Origin of the sequence: Streptomyces sp. NPDC093510 (assembly GCF_040683555.1) — a bacterium.
In the GTDB taxonomy this organism is placed as follows: Bacteria; Actinomycetota; Actinomycetes; order Streptomycetales; family Streptomycetaceae; genus Streptomyces.
Genome location: NZ_JBFBEE010000030.1, coordinates 39,326 through 59,246, shown reverse-complemented (window position 1 = coordinate 59,246; position 19,921 = coordinate 39,326). Strand labels below are relative to the sequence as shown.

The 19,921-nt window shown below is 73.5% G+C and carries 12 protein-coding genes; all 12 read right to left on the bottom strand.

Annotated features, from left to right (window positions below):
- Positions 1-20 precede the first annotated feature (20 nt).
- The 12 genes from AB0N81_RS35080 to AB0N81_RS35025 all read right to left on the bottom strand — a co-directional run bounded on the left by AB0N81_RS35080 (position 21) and on the right by AB0N81_RS35025 (position 19,866).
- Complete coding sequence (locus tag AB0N81_RS35080) at positions 21-1,421, bottom strand: MDR family MFS transporter (RefSeq protein ID WP_365365672.1); 1,401 nt, start codon at positions 1,419-1,421, stop codon at positions 21-23.
- Positions 1,418-11,404, bottom strand: coding sequence for an amino acid adenylation domain-containing protein (locus AB0N81_RS35075; RefSeq protein ID WP_365365670.1), 9,987 nt, complete (start codon positions 11,402-11,404; stop codon positions 1,418-1,420). The genes AB0N81_RS35080 and AB0N81_RS35075 overlap by 4 nt, the downstream gene beginning before the upstream one ends.
- A 1-nt stretch (position 11,405) precedes the next feature.
- The gene (locus tag AB0N81_RS35070) at positions 11,406-12,191 is read right to left on the bottom strand and encodes an ABC transporter ATP-binding protein (protein WP_365365668.1); all 786 of its coding nucleotides are present in this window, start codon (positions 12,189-12,191) and stop codon (positions 11,406-11,408) included.
- Positions 12,188-13,129, bottom strand: a complete 942-nt coding sequence (locus tag AB0N81_RS35065) for an iron chelate uptake ABC transporter family permease subunit (RefSeq protein ID WP_365365761.1) — start codon at positions 13,127-13,129, stop codon at positions 12,188-12,190. The genes AB0N81_RS35070 and AB0N81_RS35065 overlap by 4 nt, the downstream gene beginning before the upstream one ends.
- Positions 13,130-13,179: 50 nt before the next feature.
- Positions 13,180-14,205, bottom strand: a complete 1,026-nt coding sequence (locus AB0N81_RS35060) for an iron chelate uptake ABC transporter family permease subunit (protein ID WP_365365666.1) — start codon at positions 14,203-14,205, stop codon at positions 13,180-13,182.
- A complete protein-coding gene (locus AB0N81_RS35055) occupies positions 14,202-15,197 on the bottom strand; it encodes an ABC transporter substrate-binding protein (RefSeq protein ID WP_365365664.1) in 996 nt (331 codons plus the stop codon). The genes AB0N81_RS35060 and AB0N81_RS35055 overlap by 4 nt, the downstream gene beginning before the upstream one ends.
- A 108-nt stretch (positions 15,198-15,305) precedes the next feature.
- Positions 15,306-16,157 carry a siderophore-interacting protein gene (locus AB0N81_RS35050; RefSeq protein WP_365365662.1) on the bottom strand — a complete coding sequence of 284 codons (852 nt, stop codon included), beginning with the start codon at positions 16,155-16,157 and terminating at the stop codon, positions 15,306-15,308.
- A complete protein-coding gene (locus AB0N81_RS35045) occupies positions 16,154-16,393 on the bottom strand; it encodes a phosphopantetheine-binding protein (protein WP_365365660.1) in 240 nt (79 codons plus the stop codon). The genes AB0N81_RS35050 and AB0N81_RS35045 overlap by 4 nt, the downstream gene beginning before the upstream one ends.
- Positions 16,394-16,587: 194 nt before the next feature.
- Positions 16,588-17,982 carry a mycothione reductase gene (locus tag AB0N81_RS35040; RefSeq protein WP_365365658.1) on the bottom strand — a complete coding sequence of 465 codons (1,395 nt, stop codon included), beginning with the start codon at positions 17,980-17,982 and terminating at the stop codon, positions 16,588-16,590.
- 52 nt (positions 17,983-18,034) lie between these two features.
- Positions 18,035-18,307, bottom strand: a complete 273-nt coding sequence (locus AB0N81_RS35035; protein ID WP_365365656.1) for a hypothetical protein — start codon at positions 18,305-18,307, stop codon at positions 18,035-18,037.
- Positions 18,308-18,371: 64 nt separating this feature from the next.
- Positions 18,372-19,175, bottom strand: coding sequence for a heparin lyase I family protein (locus AB0N81_RS35030; RefSeq protein ID WP_365365654.1), 804 nt, complete (start codon positions 19,173-19,175; stop codon positions 18,372-18,374).
- A gap of 124 nt (positions 19,176-19,299) precedes the next feature.
- A complete protein-coding gene (locus tag AB0N81_RS35025) occupies positions 19,300-19,866 on the bottom strand; it encodes a DoxX family protein (RefSeq protein ID WP_365365652.1) in 567 nt (188 codons plus the stop codon).
- Positions 19,867-19,921: the final 55 nt, after the last annotated feature.

Genomic DNA, 19,921 nt, shown 5'->3' with positions numbered 1-19,921 from the left:
AGGCCTGGCCTCCTCCCCTGTCACGGCCTCTTCGCCCGGGTCCTGGGCAGCCTCGTCGCGCCCGCGGCGGCGAGCAGGCAGAAGCCGAGCACCCACCAGAAGGTATCGGCGAACGCCGAGGGGATGTCCGGGCCCCGGGCGGACAGCCGGTCCTGGAGGACCACCGCGAGGATGGCCGTGCCGACCGAACCTCCCACCGTGTTGAGCAGGTTGAGCGCTCCTGACGCACGGGGGAGGTGTTCGGGCTCGATGCGGCTGTAGACGATGTTCATCACGGGCGCGCCGATCATCGCCATGCCGACGCCGCGGACCGCGAGCGCGGCGATGATCAGCGCGTCCGGCGGCTCGTGGCCGAGCTGGGTGAACGGGACCGTGCCCGCGAGGATCAGCGCGATGCCGGTGACGACCAGGGTCCGCGGCGCCACCTTGTCGATGGTGCGGTTGACCAGCACCGAGCCGGCCGCCGCCCCCAGGCCCTGCGGCGCGAGCAGCAGCCCGGCCTCCCATGCCGTGAGGCCGCGGCCGGTCTGGAAGTACAGCGGCAGCAGGAACGTCGTGCCGAACACCGAAGCGCCGAGGACGAGCAGGGCGAGGGCGGCCGCCCCGAAGGGCGGCCGGGTGAACAGGCGCGGGTCCACCAGCGGCGTGCCGCGGGTGCGCAGCCCGTGCACGGTGAAGCCGGCCAGCATCGCGACGCCCGCCGCCACACCGAGCACGGCCGGCAGGGTACGGCCGTGCGCGACCTCCGTCAGCCCGTACACCAGCACGGCGAGGCCGGGCGAGAGCAGGGCGGCTCCCCGCAGGTCGAACGCGGTCCGCCGGGCCGACGGCGGCACGACGGGCACGTGGCGGCGGGCCAGCAGCACCGCGACCGCGCCGATCGGCAGATTGACCAGGAACAGCCACTGCCAGGACGCCACGCCGAGGATGGAGCCGCCGACGAGCGGGCCGAACACCGGCGACAGGAGCGGGACGACCGCGACGACGCTGATCACGCGGCCCGTCCTGTCGCGTCCCGCGATGCGGGCGAGCAGCGCCTGGCCGGTCGCGGGCAGGAGCCCGCCGCCGAGGCCCTGGACCACCCGGAACACGATGAGGCTGGTCGCCGACCAGGCAAGTGCGCAGAGCACCGAGCCGAGCAGGAACACGCCCACGGCGGCGAGCCACGTCCGCCGGCCGCCGAACCGGTCGGCCAGCCAGCCGGACGCGGGCACGGCGGCGACGACGGCCAGCAGGTAGGCGGTGCTCACCCACTGGATGTCGGCGACGGAGGCGTCGAACTCGTCGGTGAGACGGTCGATGCCGACGCTGACGATGGTGGCGTCCAGTGTGGCCATGAAGGTGCCGAGCACCAGGATGAACGCGATGCGCAGCAGCTGTCCGTCCACCCGCTCGGCGGGCGGCGCGACGTCGTTGGTCATCGGCCCTCCAGGAGGTCGCGGACGTCGTCGTCGAGGCGCTTGCCCAGGGAGCGGAGCAGATCGACGAGTTCGTCGGCGAGTCCGTCGACGGCCACCCCGGCCCGGTGCGCGAGCACACCGGTCCAGCCGTCGCCGTCCGGCATGACCGTCAGGGTCACCGGGTGGTGCGTGGACTCGCGGAAGCGGGTGCCGACGACCGTGAGCCCGGGGGCGGGTTCGCGGAGGCGGTCCGGGTCGACCGGATAGTTCTCGAACACCACCAGGCTGTCGAAGAGCCTGCGCCGCCCGGTGAGGCGTTCCAGGTCGGAGAGGGCGACGTGGTGGTTCTCGACCAGTGCCCGCTGCCGGGTCTGGAGGTCGGTGAGCGTGTCGGCGAGGGTGCCGGCGAGCCGGGCGCGTACGGGCACGGTGTTGGCGAGGAGACCGACGATCTCCTCGACGCCATCGAGCTCCGGTGGACGGCAGGCGACCATGGCGCCGAAGCAGACGTCCGTGCGGCCGGAGCGCCGGGCGAGCAGGACCGACCAGGCGCCCTGCACCAGCGTGTTGCGGGTCAGGCCGCGGCGCGCCGCGAGCTCCGTGAGTCCGGCGACCAGCTCCGCGTCGAAGGTGATGAGCGTCGGCTCCTGCCAGGCGGGGCCGGGCTCGCCGCCGCTCAGGTGGTCGCCCTCGGGCAGACCGTCCAGTTCGGCGGCCCAGACGTCGAGGTCGGGCTCGTGGTCGGCGCGCCAGCGCAGGTAGTCGCCGAACGGCACGGGGGCGGGCAGGTCGGGGGCGGCGCCGCGGGTGCGCGCCGTGTAGAGGTCGAACAGTTCCGTGAGGATGCGGGGCGCCGACCAGCCGTCGGAGAGGACGTGATGGCTCGTCATGACCAGGTGGGCGCGCTCGGCACCGTCCCGGATCACGGTCAGTCGCAGGAGCGGGCCCCGGGCGAGGTCGAACGGTTCGGCCAGGTCGGCCGCGAGGATCTCCTCGGCAGGCCCCTCGGCCACGCGGAAGTCCGGCCGGGGCGACTTGGGGAGCACCGCGAGGTCGGCGGGGAACAGCGCGCCCAGGTTGGGGTGGCGGGCCATCAGGTCGGCGCCCGCGGCGCGCAGGGCGTCGGTGTCGAGCGGCCCTTGGAGGGTGAACGTCGACTGCACGGTGTACGGGTCGGGGCGTTCGGTGCGCGAGTGCCTGAGCATCACTTCCTGGAGCGGGGTGAGGGGCTGGATCTCGGCGATCGGCTGCTCGTGGTCGAGTGCCCTGATCTCCGGTGCGGCCGCGAGCTCCGTGAGCGCGGTCCGCAGGCGCTCGGCCAGCTCCGCCACCTCGGCGGCGGTGAACAGCGCGGCCGGCCAGGTGATCCGCACCCCGAGTGCGTCGTCGCGCACCAGGGCGTTGACCATCAGGCTGTGCGGCAGGGGCAGGGCGTCGGTGCCGCCCGAGCCGAGCGGGTCGGCGTCCGGCGGCGCCTGCCACGGCGTCTCGTCGGCCGGGGCGCCGGGGAACTGTCCGAGGTAGTTCCAGGCGATCTCCGGTGCCACGGGGTCGAGGAGGCCCGCCGAGGTGAGGATGGAGTGGCCGAGACCGTCGCCCTGGGCGCGCAGCCGCTCCCTGACCTCCTTGACGTCGTCGTCGGCGTGGAGCCGCACGGGGTGGACGGCGGTGAACCAGCCGACGGTCTGGGACAGGTCGACGTGGCGCGGTCGGCCGTGGCTCTCCAGTGCGACCAGTACGTCCGGCGTTCCGCGCCAGGCCCGTACCGCCTTGGCGAGCGCTGTGAGGAGCACGGCGTCGGGCGTGCTGCGGTAGGCGGCGGGCAGGGTCGTGATCAGGGCCTGGGTCGACGCGGTGTCGAGCCGGATCTCGTGGTGCCGTGCGGTGGCCACGGTGTCCCGGGCGGGGTCGAGCGGCGCGGCGAGCGCCGGGGTGGCGGTCATCCGCCGCCAGTGCGGGAGTTCGGCCCGGCGGTCGGCCTCGCGAAGGGACTGCGCCCAGCCGAGGAAGGACTGACCGTGGCGCGTCAACTCGCCGCCCCTGTAGGCGTGTTCGATGTCGTCGATCAGGATGCGCCAGGACACGCCGTCGGCGACCAGGTGGTGGGCGACGAGGACGAGCCTGCCGGGCCGGTCGGGTCCGGCGTCCACCCACAGGGCGCGCAGCAGCGGGCCGGTGCGCGGGTCCATCGCGTCCCGGATGCCGGCGACGCAGGCGTCGATCAGGGTGCGCAGGGCGTCGTCGGTGGCGCTGACGACGGTGAGGATGTCGGCGCCGGTGACCGCGCCGGCCTCCGGGATGTGCAGGACGTCGGAGCCGAGGCGGGCCCGCAGCACGTCGTGCCGGGCCAGGAGCGCGTCGAGCACGCCCTGCCACTCCCCCGCGTCGCCGCCCGCCGGGACGCAGATCTCCACCCACTGGCAGAAGCCGTCGGCGGCGGTGCCCGCGCGGCGCAGCAGGTCCCGCATGATCGGGGTCAGCGGCGCGTCGCCGGTCGCGGGCGCCTCGCCGCCGCCGAGGGCGCCGGCACGTGCCGCGATGCCTGCGACGGTCGCTCCTTCGAAGACGTCCCGCGCGGTCAGGCCGAGCCCGTGGCGCCGGGCCCTGGACACGACTTGCAGCGACACGATGCTGTCCCCGCCGATGGCGAAGAAGTCGTCGTCGGGGCCGATGGCGTCGGTGCCGAGGACGTCGCGGAAGACGCCGAGCAGCACCGCTTCGGCCTCGGTGGCGGGTTCGCGCCGGGCGGCCGCCGCCGTCTCGGGGGCGGGCAGCGCGGTGGGGTCGAGCTTGCCGCTGGGGCTCAGGGGCAGCCGGTCGATGGGCACGAGCGCCGTCGGCACCATGTGGTCGGGCAGCTCCGATGCCAGGAACTCGCGGACGCGGGCGGTGTCCAGGTCGGCGCCGTCGGTCGGGATGACGTAGCCGACGAGTCGTCCCTCCCGCACGATGACGGCGCCGGCGCGGACGTCGGGGTGGCTGGTCAGGGTGGACTCGATCTCGCCAAGCTCCACCCGGAATCCGCGCACCTTGACCTGGTGGTCGGCGCGGCCGAGGAAGACGAGCTGCCCGTCGGGCCGCCACCGCACCAGGTCGCCGGTGCGGTACATCCGCTCGCCGGGCGGTCCGAACGGGTCGGCGACGAACCGCTCGGAGGTCAGTCCTGGGCGGCCGAGGTAGCCGCGGGCCAGGCTCGGTCCGCCGAGGTACAGCTCACCGGTCACGCCGACGCCGGCCGGCTGGAGTCCGCCGTCGAGGACGTAGGCGCGGACGTTGGGGTCGGGGCGGCCGATCGGCAGCGGCCCGGCGTCGTCCGGGTCGTAGTGCCAGGTCACGGAGTTGATGGTGACCTCGGTCGGGCCGTAGGCGTTGAAGAGCGCCCTGCGGCCCTGTCCCCAGCGCCGCGCCAGTTCGGGGTCGAGGCGCTCGGCGCCGACGACGAAGAACACGTCGGGGTCGACGGTGCGGTCGTCGGGCATCGCGGCGAGGAACGAGGGCAGCAGGTTCACGCCCGTGACCCGGTGCTCGACGATGTAGTCGAGGAGTTCGTCGCCGGGGACGCGCACCTCCTCGGGGGCGATCACGGAGGTGCCACCGGAGAGGAGCGGCACCATGGTCTGCCAGAACGCGACGTCGAAGCTGGTCGACGCGAAGTGCAGGTACCGGTCGTGTTCGGTGACGCCGACGACCTCCTCCTGGAGCGCGATCAGGTCGGGCACGCCCCGGTGGGTCACGCCGACGCCCTTGGGCCGCCCGGTGGTGCCTGAGGTGTAGATGACGTACGCGAGCGCGTCCTCGGTGAGCCGGGCGCGGGCCTCGGCCGGGTCGGTTTCCGGTGCGGAGGCGAGCGTGGCGGGGTCGTCGAGGCGCAGCACCGGGAGGTCGCGTTCGACGGGGAGTTCCGCGCCGGTCGTCACGACGGCCGCGGGGGCGCTGTCCTCGAACATGAACGCGAGCCGCTCGCGCGGGTAGCTCGCGTCCATCGGCACGTACACTGCGCCCGCCTTGATCACGCCGAACAGTGCGACGGTCATCTCGATGTCGCGTCCGAGGAGCACCGCGACCGGGTCCTGGGGCCGTACGCCGCGGGCGATCAGCGCGTGGGCGAGCCGGTTGGCCCGCCGGTCCAGCTCCGCGTAGCCGATGCTGCGGTCGCGGCAGACGACGGCCTCGGCGTCGGGCTTGCGGCGCACCTGGGCGGCGAACTCGTCCAGCCAGTGGCCGCGGGCCTCGGCGGGGACGATCTCGGTGCCGGTGCGCAGGATGCTCGCGCGCTCGTCGGGGTCGAGGGCGGGCAGCCGGAGCGCGGGGCGTGCCGGGTCGTCGACGATCTCCTTGAGGATGTTGTGCAGCCAGCGGCCGTAGTCGCGCACGGTGTTCTCGTCGAAGGCGCGTGGCTGGTAGCCGAGGCCGATGGTGATGTCGTCGTCGGGGATCACGATGACGGTCAGCGCGTAGTGGGTGGCGTCGGTGATGTCCACCCCGGCCAGGTCGAGCCCGGGGGCGAGCGGGGTGCGCTTCCTGCTGGACAGCGGGAAGTTCTCCATCACCAGCATGGTGTCGAAGAGTTCGCCGATGCCGACCGCCCGCTGGATCTCGGGCAGGCCGACGTGGTGGTGCTCGGCGAGCGCGACGCTCTCGGCGTGCACGTGGGCCATGAGGTCCCGCGCGCTCTGGTCCTGGGTGTGCCGGACGCGGACCGGGATGGTGGTGCCGAGCTGGCCGATCATCGACTCCACGCCGTCGACCTCGGCGGGCCGTCCGGAGACGGGGCAGCCGAACACGACGTCGCGGCGCCCGGTGAGCTTGCCGAGGAGCAGGCCCCACGCGGTCTGCAGGACCGTGGTCAGGGTGACGCCCTGCTCGCGGGCGAACGTGCGCAGCCGGTGGCTGAACTCCGGGCCCAGCGCGACGGTCTCGCGGCCGGGCCGTTCGACGCCGGTTCCGGTGCCGGTGCCGGCGGGTGCGAGGCGCGTCGCGTCGTCGACGCCGGCCAGCGCGTCCCGCCATGCGGCGAGCGACGCTGTTCGGTCCCGTCCTGCCAGCCACCGGAAGTACTCCGACAGCGGAGGGGACGGGGGTACGGCGGGGCCGCCGCCCAGCTCGGCGTAGAGGGCGAGGAGGGTGCGGCCGACGAGGGGCATCGACCAGCCGTCGAGCAGCGCGTGGTGGTTCGTGATGACCAGCTTGTGCTCGGTGGGCCCGACGCGGGACAGCAGGAAGCGGATCAGCGGCGGCCGGGCCGGGTCGAAGGGGCGCTCCAGGTCGGCGCGGGCCGCCTCGGGGAACCGGTCGTCCTCGCGCCAGTCCAGGGCCACGTCGGCGGGGATCACCTGCACGACGTCGTCCCCCGCGGTGCCGAGGTACACGCGCAACGCGGGGTGGCGGCGCAGCAGTTCGCGTGCGGCCTCCGCCATCCGCTCGGCCAGCACCTCGCCGACCAGGGTCGTCACGGCCTGTACGACGTACACGTCGGTGTCGTGGCCGTCGCGCAGCAGGGTATGGAAGGAGAGGCCGACCTGCAGCGGTGTGGCGGGCAGGACGTCGGCGACGGGGCCTGTGCGTTCGAGGGCGTCGACGGCGGCCTGGTCGAGGTCGACGAGCGGCAGGTCCGAGGGGGTGAGGCCGCCCGTGGTGTGGCGCGCGTGCTCGGCGAGCGCGTCCAGCGCCGCCGCCCAGGCGTTCTGCAGTGCCGTCACGGTGTCGGCGCCGAGCACCTCGGTCGCGGCCGTCCACTCGACGGCGAGCCGGGGCGCGCCCTCCTCGTGGACGAAGCAGTTGAGCGCGAGGACCTGTTCGAGTGCCTTGGCCGCGGGCTCGATGACGGAGAAGGCGTCGCGCTCGGGCAGGCGCCAGCCGGTTCCGGGCAGCGAGGCGAACCGGCCGAGGTAGTTCAGCAGTACGTCCGGCGGCGGGACGGCGGCGAACTCGGCGCGGGTCTGCGGGTCGAGGTGGCGCAGCACGCCGTAGCCGATGCCGCTGTCCGGGACGCCGCGCCTGGCCTCCTTGGCCGCGCGCAGGGCACGCCCCACGTCGCCCGCGACGGGCACGCGGACCGGGTACTCGCTGGTGAACCAGCCGACCGTGCGGGACAGGTCGAGGTGTTCGCGGCCGTGGCCCTCCATCGACACGGTCACCGCGTCGCCGCTCGCGCCCCACTCGCGCAGGGCGAGCACCAGCGCGGCGAGCAGCACCTCGTCGACGCCGGCGCGGTATGCGGCGGGCAGCGTGGTCAGCAGCGCCTCGGTGACCTCGGGCGAGGCGACGGTGACCGACCGGTGGGCGGTCGACACGGTGTCCCGCGCGGGGTCGAGGGGCCGGGCGCCGAGTCGGGAGGCGGCGGCGAGCGCGGCCCGCCAGTGGTCGAGTTCGTCGCGTCGCGCGCCGGAGGCACCCTGCTCGGCGAGGAGGGTGGCGTGCCTGCGCCACGATGCCCCGGCCGGTTCGAGGGTGCCGCCCGTGCAGGCCGCGTGGAGGTCGGGCAGCAGGATGCGCCAGGAGACGCCGTCCATGGCGAGGTGGTGGACGACGACGACCAGCCGGTCGGGGGTGTCGCCGCCGGTACGCAGCAGGGCCGCGCGCAGCAGATCGCCCGAGCGCGGGTCGAGTTGCGCGGCGAGGCGCTCGGCCAGGGCCCGCACGTCCTCGCCGTGGACCTCGTCGACGACGGCGCGTACGGCGCCGCGGGGCAGCACTTCGAGGCCGGCGCCCGCCCGCAGCCGCAGCGCGTCGTGGTGGTCGAGCACGGCCTGGACGCCGGTGGTGAGGTCGGTGTGGGTGAGGTCGTCGACGCGCAGGGCGGTCCACTGCGCGTACGCGGAGACGACGTCGATGTCCGGGTGGGGGTCGAGGAGGCCGCGCACGATCGGCGGCGCGGGCACGGGTCCTGTCGGTTCGTCCAGCGGCTCCGCGACGTCCTCCACCAGTGCGGCGGAGGCGGCGAGGGCGGCGAAGGTGCGGCGGGCGAGGAGGTCGCGCGGCCGCAGCTCGAGACCTCTGGCCCGCAGTCGGCTGCTGATGGTGATCGCGGTGATGCTGTCGCCGCCGAGGGAGAAGAAGTCGTCGTCCACGCCGACCCGGTCGACCTCGAACACCTCGGCGAGGACGGCGCAGAGCAGCCGTTCCCGCTCGGTGTGCGGCTCACGGCCGCCGCCGGAGGAGGCGGGGGCGGGCAGGGCGGCGCGGTCGAGCTTTCCGTTGGTCGTGACGGGCAGTTCGTGAAGGACTACCACCGCGGCGGGCACCATGTGCTCGGGCAGCCGTTCGGCCAGTTGGGCGCGGACCGCGTCCCCGGTGACCGAGGTGGACACGACGTAGCCGATCAGCCGGGAGGAGCGCACCGTGGCGGCCGCCGCGGTGACGCCGGGCAGCGCGCCGAGCGCGGCCTCGACCTCGCCGGTCTCCACCCGGTGGCCGCGGATCTTGATCTGGCCGTCGCCGCGGCCCAGGTAGTCCAGGCCCCGGCCCGGCACCCAGCGGGCCAGGTCGCCGGTGCGGTACATGCGCTCGCCGGGCGGGCCGTAGGGGTCGGCGACGAACCGTTCGGCGGTCGCGGCGGGCCTGCGGAGGTAGCCGCGGGCCAGGTGCGGTCCTGCCAGGTACAGCTCGCCGGTCCTGCCGTGCGGGACGGGCTGCAGCGCGCTGTCGAGCACATAGACGCGGGTGCCCGCGAGCGGGTGCCCGATGGTCGGCTCGCCGCCGTCGATCCGGGCGGTGGTGGCGTCCACGGTGGCCTCGGTCGGCCCGTACATGTTGCGAGCGGTGATCCCGGACTCGGCGACCCGGCGCCACAGCGCGGGCGGCGTGGCCTCACCGCCGAGGACGAGCAGGGTCGGCCGCCGGTCGAGGAGGCCGCCGTCGACCAGTGGCGAGGCCATCGAGGGGGTGGTGTCGACGATGTCGATGCCGTCGCGGGCGTACGCGGCGAGCAGCGCGTCGGCGTCGCGCGCGGTCTCGGTGTCGTAGACGTGCAGTTCGTGCCCGCACAGCAGCCACATCAGGTGGTCGAACGCCGAGTCGAAGGCGAAGGAGTACGTGTGGGAGGCGCGCAGGCGTCGGTTCGCGGCGCCCTCGGCCTCGGCGATGACCGTCGACCGCTGGTGGTGCAGGAGCGCGGCCAGGCCGCCGGCCCGGCCGAGCACTCCCTTGGGGCGCCCGGTCGAACCGGAGGTGTGGATCACGTAGGCGAGGTGCTCGGGGTGGCGGGGCGCGGCCAGTTCGGCCGGTGACAGGGGGGCGCCGGGCAGTGCGGCGGCCTCGTCGAGGAGGGTCGTCCAGGACAGTCCGTCGACCGTGTCGGCGGCGGTGAGGACGAGGGCGGGGCGGGTGTCGTCGAGCAGGTCGCGCAGCCGCTCGGGCGGGTACGCGGTGTCCAGGGGCAGGAAGGCGGCGCCCGCGTCGAGGACAGCGAGGAGTGCGACCACGGAGTCGGCCGAGCGGGGCAGCGCCAGCGCCACGACGTCGTCGGTGCCGATGCCGCGGGCCCGCAGCGCGCGGGCGATCCGGTGCACACGGTCGGCGAGGTCCGCCGCGGACAGCCGGTCGTCGCCGCACACCAGGGCCGTGTGCCCCGGGTCGGCGGCGGCCATCGCGTCGAACGCGGTGGGTACGTCCTCGGGGGTGCCGGGCAGCGCGGGCGGGCACCAGTCCGCGAGGACCCGGCGCACGTCGTCGGCCAGGGCGATCCGCCCGACGGCCCTGCCGTCGATCAGTCCGGCGAGCAGGGCCCGCAGCCCGGCCAGCGAACCGTCCACGGACGCCTGGTCGTTGGTCCTGGCGTCGACCTCGAAGCCGAGCAGCAGTCCGCCGTCGCGGGCGGGCAGGACGCTCAGGCCCATGTCCTCCGGCGGGCCGCCCGCCACGTTGCGCATCACGCCGGCGGACCCGGCGAAGTCGAGTGCCAGGTCGAACGCCTTGAGGTTGATCCCACGTCCGTGGAGCAGCGCGCCCGCCCCGGGCACGCCGAGGTCGCGCGGCAGGTCCTCGCCGCGGTAGCGCTGGTGGTCGCGCATCTCCTTCATCGCGGCGGCGACCCGTCGGCTCAGCTCGCCGAACCCGTCGCCCGGCCGCACGGTCACGCGCAGCGGCAGCACGTTGACCGCCATGGCGGGGGTGCGCAGTTCGACCGAGCCCGTCCGGCACATCAGCGGCAGCGCGAACACCACGTCGGTGCGGCCCAGCACGCGGTGCAGGAAGGCGGCGTAGCAGGCGATCAGTGCCTCGCCCCAGGTGACGCCCTCGGCGTCGGCGAACGCGCGCAGCCGGGCCGTCTCCTCGGGCGAGAGGGCGGCGCGGGCGGTCAGGGTGCGCTCCGGCGCGCCGGCGGCGGTGTCGGGGTCCGCGAGGGAGCCGATGTCGGGGAGCGGGGTGAACCGCTCGACCCAGTAGGCGCGGTCCTCGGTGAAGCGGTCGCTCTCCCGGTAGGCCAGGTCGGCGGCGACGAGGTCGGCGAAGCCGCCGAAGGTCGACTTGCGCGGCTCGGTGCCGTTCACCAGGGCGGTGTAGCGGGCGGCGGTGCGGCGGGCGAGCATCGCGGCGGTGTAGCCGTCGAAGACGAGGTGGTGGCCGAGCTGGGTGTACCAGACCTCGCGGTCGGAGAGCCGGATGACGGTGCGCGCGTACAGCGGGCGGTCCACCATGCCGCGGCAGGCCTCGCCGACCCGGGCCCGCTCGGCGTCGACGAGTGCGTGGGCCGCGGCCACGGGGTCGGCCTCGCCGCTGACGTCGACGAACTCCGGTGGCGCGACGGGTTCCTGACTGATCGTCTGGCGGGGACCCGCCGGGGTGTCGTACACCCGCAACCGCAGGGTCTCGGCTTCCTCCGTGGTCGCCCGGACCGCCTCGGTCAGCGCGTCGATGTCGACCGGCTCGCCGCCGGATATCTCCACGACGTCGCCGACCACGTAGTACGGCGAGTCCGGCTCGAGGCGCTGCGCGTGCCAGATGCCGGACTGGGCGCCGGTCAGGGGGAGCAGGCCGTCCGAGGAGACGCTTGCGGTGCTCAACTTACTCTCCTTGCAGTGTGGGGACGACCATCGGCGTATCGGTCACCGGGTCGGGGACGATGACGCTCGGCAGGTCGAAGACGTCCTTGATCAGCGCGGCGTCCACGATGTCCCCGGGGTCGCCCTCGGCGACCACCCGGCCGTCCTTCATGGCCACCAGGTGGTCGGCGAAGCGGCAGGCCTGGTTGATGTCGTGCAGGACGGCGATGACCGTGCGGCCCTCGTCGCGCAACCTGGCGAGCAGGCCGAGCAGTTGGTACTGGTGCGTGATGTCCAGGAACGACGTCGGTTCGTCGAGCAGCAGGTAGGGCGTCTGCTGGGCGAGGACCATGGCCATCCACACGCGCTGGCGCTGTCCGCCGGACAGTTCCTGCACCGGCCGGTCGCCGAGGTCCTCGACGCCGGCGGCGGCCATCGCCTCTGTGACGGCCGCCTCGTCGCCGGGGCTCCGCAGCGCCAGCAGCGACTGGTGCGGGAACCGGCCGCGGAACACCAGTTGGCGGACCTTGATGTCGTCCGGTGCCAGCGGGTCCTGCGGCAGGAAGCCGAGTTGCTTGGCCAGTGCCTTCGCCGGGTGGTCGCCGACGTCGCGGCCGTCGAACCGCACGTGCCCGTCGTCGGGGCGCAGCAGGCGCACGAGCGCGCGCAACAGGGTCGATTTGCCGCAGGCGTTGGGTCCCACGATGGCGGTGAACGCGCCGTCGGGGACGTCGAGGCTCAGCCGTGTGGACACCACCCGGTCTCCGTAGCGCAGGGTGATGTCCCGCGCGGTCAGGCGTGCGGTCACGCGCGCCCCACCTCCTTGGTCAGCAGCCAGATCAAGTAGCAACCGCCGATGGCGGTGCTCACCACGCCGACCGGCAGGGCGACGGGCGCGAGGAGCATCTGGGCGAGCAGATCGGCTCCTTGGAGCAGTACGGCTCCGGTCAGCGCGGCCGGGAGCAGCGGCACTCCGGCCGCGCCCGCGAGCCTGCGGCCGATCTGCGGGGCGGCGAGTGCGATGAACGCGATGGGTCCCGCCACCGCGGTCACGGTGGCCGTGCAGCCGACGCCGACGAGCACCATCAGCAGGCGGAGCCGGTTGAGTCCGACGCCGGTGGTGACCGCGATGGCGTCGCCGAGCGAGGCCTGGTGCATGGCGTGGGCCCGCGACGCCATGAGGGCGAGGAGCACGGCGATGACCGCGAAGGGGATGCCGAGGTCCTCCCAGCCGACGCCGGCGAGGGAGCCGGCGCTCCAGCCGACCGCGGCGATCGCCACCTCCAGGTCGGCGCGGAGCACGATCCACGAGTTGACCGCGGTCACCATCGCGTTGACCGCGATGCCGATCACCACGAGCCGCAGCCCGGAGAAGCCCCGGTCGAACGAGAGCAGGTAGATGACGGCCGCGACGAGCAGTCCGCCGAGGACGGAGCCGGTGGCCAGTTGGGCGGAGGTGCCCGACAGGACGGTGAGGGAGATCAGGGCGCCGGTGTAGGCGCCCGCGTCGAGGCCGATCACGTCGGGGCTGCCCAGTGGGTTGCGCGTGAGGTTCTGGAAGATCGCCCCGGCCACGCCGAGTGCGGCGCCGAAGACCAGTCCGGCGAGGACGCGCGGCAGCCGCCAGTCGGAGATGACCACGGAGCGGTCGGTGCCGGTCAGCGCGGCGACCACCTCGCCGGGCGTGGACCATGACGCTCCGTAGCACAGCCCGAGCAGGCTCAGGGCGAGCATCAGGGCGGCCATGGCCGCGGCGAGCACCACGGTGCGTCGTTCGGCTTTCAGTACGAGTGTGCTCACAGCGACCCCGCCCCGTAGCGGCGGACGGCCCAGATCAGCATGGGGCCTCCGAGAAAGGCGGTCACGACGGCCACCGGCACCTCGCCGGTGGGCAGCAGGACCCGCGATCCGATGTCGGCGATCAGCAGCAGGATCGGGCCGAGGACCATCGTGTGCAGGATGAGCCACGGGACCGAGCCTCCGGCGGACCTGCGCACCAGGTGCGGCACGATCAGCCCGACGAACAGGATCGGTCCCGCCACCGCCGTCGCCGCGCCGCTGAGGACGGTGATCAGCACCAGTGCGGCGGCCCGCACCCGGCCGACGTTCGCGCCCAGGGTGTGCGCCACGCTCTCGCCGAGCGTCAGGGCGTTGAGCGCCCGGCTCAGCAGCAGCGCGCCGAGCAGGGCGATGCCGATGACGGTCAACGGCAGGGCCAGTGGCGCCTGTTCGCGGGCCGCGAGGGATCCGACCGACCAGAACCGGTACGCGTCGAACGTGTCCGGGAGCATGAGGCGCAGGCCCAGTGCGACGCCGTTCAGGACGGCGGTCAGGGCCACGCCCGCGAGCACGAGGCGTAGGGGCGAGTGCCGTCCGACGGCCGCGACGAGGAGCGCGGCGGCGACGGAGCCGAGGACCGCGAAGCCCAGTTCGCCGGCCTGACCGGTGGTCAGGCCGAGCGCCGAGCCGATGGTGATGGAGAATCCGGCGCCCGCGGTGACCCCGAGGATGCCGGGCTCGGCCAGCGGGTTGCGGGCCAGCGTCTGGATGAGCGCGCCCGCCACCGCGAGGGCGGCGCCCACCGCGATGGCGAGCAGCGCCCGCGGCGCCCGGACGTCCCGCACGATGACGTGGTCGTCGTTGGCGCCCCGGTAGTCGAACAGGGCGCGCACGACCTCGCCGGGCGCGACCGGGCGGGCGCCGATGCCGATGCTGAGCACGGCGACGACGGCCAGCAGCACGAGGCCGCCGACGAGCAGGCCGATCTGCGGGACGGCCCGCCTGGTCACGGCCGCCTCGGAGGCACGGCCCGCGACGGTCACCGCTTCAGCAGCGGCGCGAACGACTTGTCGATCGCGTCGAGGGTCTGCATGGCCTGCCCGTAGGTCGCGGCCTCGGTGTAGCGGATCGGGAAGGTCTTGCCGGCCTTGACGGCGGGGAGGTTCTTCCACAGCTTCGAGTCCATGACGTACTTCACGGGCTTGGGGACGCTGCCGTCGGCGTTGACCGAGTAGGTGATGGCGTCGGCCTTGCCGAGCGCGGCGGGGAGCTCCTCGATGGACGGGTACTCGCTGACCGCCTTGGAACCGGGCCCGGGCTCCTTGACCTTGCCGTAGTACTTGGCGCCGACGTCCTCGGCGATGTTGGTGCCCCACGAACCGCCGAACTCCCGCTGGAACGTGCCCTTAGCGGTCTCGCCGTACGCGCCGACGTGAGCCAGCTCGAGCTTGGGGAGCACGTCCTTGTACTTCTTGGCCAGCTTGCCGGCCTCGGCCTCGTACTTGTCCTTGGCGACGTCGAACTTCTCTAGCGCGCCGGCCGCGTCGGACTGCTTGTGCGTCAGCTTGCGCCACGCGGACGGGACGGTAGGGCCGATCGCGACGACGGGGGCGATGCCTTCGAGCCGCTTGACGTCGATGTCGCCGAGCACGGGGGCGGGGACACCGATGACGATCAGGTCGGGCTCGGCCTCGGCGATGGCCTCGTAGTTGGTCTCGGTCGCCAGCTCGCCCGCCACCTTGGGCGTCTTCTTGTACGTGGCGAGGTCCTGCTTGCTCATCATCGGCTCGCCGCGCTTCCACGAGGAGATGCCGACGAGGGGTGCGCCGCCCTCGATCATGGCCGGGACGGCGTAGCCGGTGGCCACCACACGCTTCGGATCGGCCGGGATGGTGATCTTGCCGTTGTCGGCGGCGAACACCCGGGTCTTGCCCTTGCCCGAGTCGTCCGACCCGCCGTCCGACGACCCGCACCCGGTCACGAGCAGGGCCAGCGCCACGGCGCCGATCAGGCCCGACGATCTGCGTATGGACATGTTTCGCTCCTTGTTACTTAGGTAAGGCTCACCTTAGTAGGTGATCTCATGGGCAGGACACCCCGGGCGGGCGGCGGTGCGCCGCTCACCTCGTACGGGAGGGGTGGGTCAGTGGTCGTCCTCGTCGAAGTCGGCGACGCCGCGCTTCCAGTAGCCGGTGATGTCGTGGTCGGCCTTGTCCAGCGCCAGGACGTCACGAACCCAGCGGCGCAGGGGCTTGATCTGCCCCGCCTCACCGGCGACCCACACGTACACGCGCTCGCCTTCGGGCACGCTCACCGCGGTCACGGCCCGCTCCAACGCGCCGCCCGTGCCCGCCGGGAGGCCGCCCCGGTGCAGCCAGTGCACCTCGAAGCCCTCGGGCGCGGCCAGCTCGATCTCCTCGTCGGCGTCGGCGACTTCGACGAACGCCCAGCCCCGCGCGGTCCGGGGCAGTTCCTCCAGCCACCGCGCGATCGCGGGCAGTGCCGTGATGTCGCCCGCGAGCAGATAGCGGTCATAGGTGTGCGGGACGATCAGTCCGCCGGGCGGGCCCGCGACGTGCACGAGGGCCCCCGCCTCCACCTCCTGCGCCCAGTCGGAGGCGAGCCCGCCCTCGTGCGGGACGATGTCGATGTCGAGCTCGCCCGTGACGGGGTCGTAGCGGCGCACGGTGTACTCCCGCGAGGTGGGACCCGGTCGCGGCCAGCGCAGCATCGCCCCGTTCCGCTCGGGCAGCCGCAGCGAGCCGTCCGGTTCCGGGAAGATGAGCTTCACGTGCTCGTCCGGTGCATGGGCCTCGAACCCCTCGGTGCCGGGCCCGCCCAGGGTGAGCCTCAGCAGGCCCGCGCCGACCATGGCCGTACGGACGACCTCGACCTGCCGGATGCCGATCGGGTAGCCCACCTTCTCGGCGTGCTGACCCGCCCGGACCTCCGCGATCCGGTCCAGGTGCCGGTGCCTGTGGTCGACGCGGCTCATGCGGCACGCCCCGTCAGGAGCTCCGTCCAGTGGCCCAGTTCGGGCTGCTCGGCCAGGTCGGGGAACTCCAGCGTGCTCGCCCCCGCGGTACGCCAGCGCTGGACCAGGGTCATGATCCGCACCGAGTCGAGGCCGAGGTCGAACAGGTCCTCCCCGGGGACGATCTCGGCGGGGTCGCAGTCGAGCAGCTCCGCGATGTCGGCGCGGACGCGCTCGGGCGACAGGGTCTGGCTCATCGGTTGGCTCCTTCGGGGACAGGCACCGGCGGCACGTTCGGCGCGTCGGCGGCGGTGCCGACGGAGGGGACGCGGACGCACCCCGTCGAGCAGCGGCACTGAGGGAAGGCTAACCTAACTTAATCTTGGTGATCACGTGAAAACGGGAGACCTGCCACCAGGCCTCCCGTGATCCCGCGCTGTCTGCCCCTGTGTCACATCGCCGGTCGCCGCCGCCGGTTGTCGGGGTCCAGGTCGAGAAGCGCGTTCTCGACCACCTCGGTGAGGGCCGGATGAATCCACAGCGGGCGTTCCGCGACATCCCGTCCGGCCAGTCCGAACGTCATGGCGAGGACGAGCGGCTGAATGAGTGTGGCGGCCTGGGGGCCGAGCACGTGCGCGCCGATCAGGCGGCCGGAGTCCCGGTCGGCCAGCACCTTGCAGAACCCCTGGCGATCCTCCAGCGCCCAGCCGTACGCCACGTCCTCGTACCGGCACGTACCGACCGTGTAGGCGCGCCCCTGCTCCCGGGCCTCCTGTTCGGTGAGCCCCACCTGGGCGATCTGGGGCCGGGTGAACACGGCCGCGGGCACCACGTCGTACGACATCGAGCGCGGCTCGGTGGGGTGCAGGAGATTGTGGGCCACCACCTCGCCCTCCCGGTTGGCCACGTGCTTCAGGGGCGGTCCGGCGGCGATGTCGCCGAGTGCCCAGACTCCGGCGGCGCCGGCACGCAGCTGCGCGTCGACCTCGATCAGGCCGTTGTCGTCGCAGGCGATGCCGGCCCGGTCCAGGTCGAGCCGGTCGCTGTTCGGCTTGCGGCCCACGGCGACGAGCAGCGTGTCCGCCTCGATGACCGCGCCGTCGTCGAGGGTCAGCCGCAGCTGCCCCGGGCTCCCCTCCACGCGGACCAGTTCCCGGCCGAGGCGCAGGTCGTAGCTGTCGCGCGCGATGTCGGTGAAGGCCGAGGCGACCGACTCGTCCTGCTCGGAGAGCAGTCTGTCCTGCTTCTCGACGACGGTGACGGCGGTGCCCGCCGAGTGGAAGACGTGCGCCAGTTCGGCGGCGATGTAGCCGCCGCCGAGAACGACCATGCGCTCGGGTACCGCGTCGAGCCGCATCACGGTGTCGGACGTCTCGTAGGGCAGACCGGACTCGGCGACCGGCGGCGGGACCACGGGGCGGCCGCCCGCCGCGATGACGACGCGGTCCGCGCTGACGTGTTCGGGCCCGCCCTCGGTCTCCACCAGGAGCTGGCGCTCACCGGTGAACCGGGCGCGCCCGCGGTAGACGGTCACGAAGTCCGAGGCGCGGCGGCCTTCCTCGCCTTCGCGCGCCACGGCGTCGAGCCTTCCGAAGACGCGCTTCTGGACGGCCGGCCACGCGACACCGTCCAGCGTCGCCCGCACATCGTGCCGCCCGGCCTCCCCGACGGTGTCGGCCACCTCGGCCGTCACGGAGAGCATCTTGCTGGGGATGCAGCCCACGTTGAGGCAGGTGCCGCCGAAGGGGCCCTCCGCGACGAGCGCCACGTCCAGGTGGGAGAAACGGTCGTCGATCAGTGCGTTGCCGGTGCCCGCGCCGAGAACGAGGAGATCATGATGTCGCATATGTGGAGCGTATCCCCGTATGCCCGTCACATACCTGCGCGGCGGTCGCCTGTCAGAGATGCCGCGGCGGGCTGTTGCGGATGGCCGAGCGGCGCGCCCACAGCGCGCACGCCAGCAGGACGAGGCCGGCGACGCTGTACGCCCACGCGTCGGACGCGCCCGTGGCCGCGCCGACACCCCAGGCCAGCGACCACACGGCGAACAGGACACACAGGGCACTCCATGCCAGGGTCCACATCCGGTAACGCGCTTCGAGACGCTGCGGCGTGCCGCGCTCCATCTCCCCCATGCCGGACGGTCCGCTCTGTTCCTCACGTATCGTCATATCGTCCCGAGTTCCCAGGACTTGACGGACGAACCACCTTCGGCCACGCCGTCGGCCCGTGCCGTCAGTCGACGTCGGCCCGGCTCTCCCCCATGGCGAGACCGTCGATCCAGTTGATGGCGGCCGTGCTCGCGTCGGTGCCCCAATAGGTGCCCCAGCGCGGCTTGTTGCCGAGGTCGTCCCAGGTGCGTGCGCCGCCGCGGGAGGCGATCTCCCGCCCGTCGAGGTGGACCGAGAGCTTTCCGGCGCCGCCCGAACTGGTGGTGATGCCGAGCTGGACCGCGTGCCAGGTGCCCGCCGACCACGCGGCCGACCCGATGGGCATCCACTCCTCGCCGGGCGCGACGTACCAGACCTTCAGCTTGCCGTCCTCCACCTTCATGATCACGGGGTAGTTCTGGCTGTGCTGGTCGTTGGTGCCGTTGGACTTCCACTGGAAGACGGTCTGGGCCTCGCCGGTCTTGGTCATCGAGTCCCAGCCGAACCAGTACGTGCGCCCGTCGCGGAAGGTGTACTCCCCGTTCGCCGTCCGCACGTTGTGCGCCTCGCAACGGGGTACGCCGATGGGCTTGTTGAACTTGAAGATGTCGCCGCGGGCGCCGCCCCAGTTGTCGACGGTGACGCTTCCCGGCGCGTCGCACAGGGTGGTGCCGAAGACATCGAGGCCGTTCGAGGCATCCCCGTCCCACAGCACGCCGCTGGGCGCGGAAGCCTTCCCGGCGCGCTCGTGGGCGGGCGCCCCGGCGTCGTCACGCCCGGCGGGGGCCGCCGAGATGCCGATGGATCCGGGGGCGGCGACGGCCCAGGCCGCGAGGACGGCCACGGCTGTGCCGCCCGCTGTGGTCAGGGTCTTCCCGGTGCGGTTCACGGCGTGCTCCTGCGAGTGGTGGGGGGTGGGGGGATCGGCCTCCGGCCGAGCACGAGGGTGCCATCGGCTCACGGCACCAGCAAGCGCTTGCACAACAGAGGCCGCAACCCTTCACCCCGGCCACTCACCTGTGCCGCGCGACAGCCTTCTGGGCGTTCGCGGACGCCGAGCGGACGGCCCCTGCCGCGTTGCCCGCCGCGCCGCTCAACGTCTTCGTGGCGTCGCGCCGGGTCCGGCGGGCGGTCCGCCGGCCGGACGCGGCCGCGCTGCGGGTGCGGTAGGCGACGGACGGTTTGCCGTGTGTGTCGGCGGCCGCGAGCAGGAGCCCGCCGAACAGTGAGACGTTCTTGATGAACTGCGTGCGCTGGGCCGCGCGTTGCTCGGGGTCCTTCTCCTTCCACCAGGCGTGCCCGGCCAGGGTCGTCGGCACGAGCGTGCCCGCCAGCGCGAGCGCGGCGACGCGCGGAAGGCGCCCGGTCGCCAGCATCAGACCCGCGCCCAGCTGCACCGCGCCGTTGACGCGGACGAGCCGCTCGGGGTCCTCCGTGAGCCACGGTATCCGTGACGCCAGTGGAGCCGTGACGGGCTCGGCCGCGGGAGCCACGCGCTGCGGGTCCCTGAGGGTGTGCAGCCCGCCCGTGACGAAGACGGAGGCGAGCATGGGGCGTGCGCATTTCCTGAGAACAGCCATGTCTTCCGGCTGCCCCCGAAGCGGACACTCAGACACGGTTCCATGGGTCCGCTCG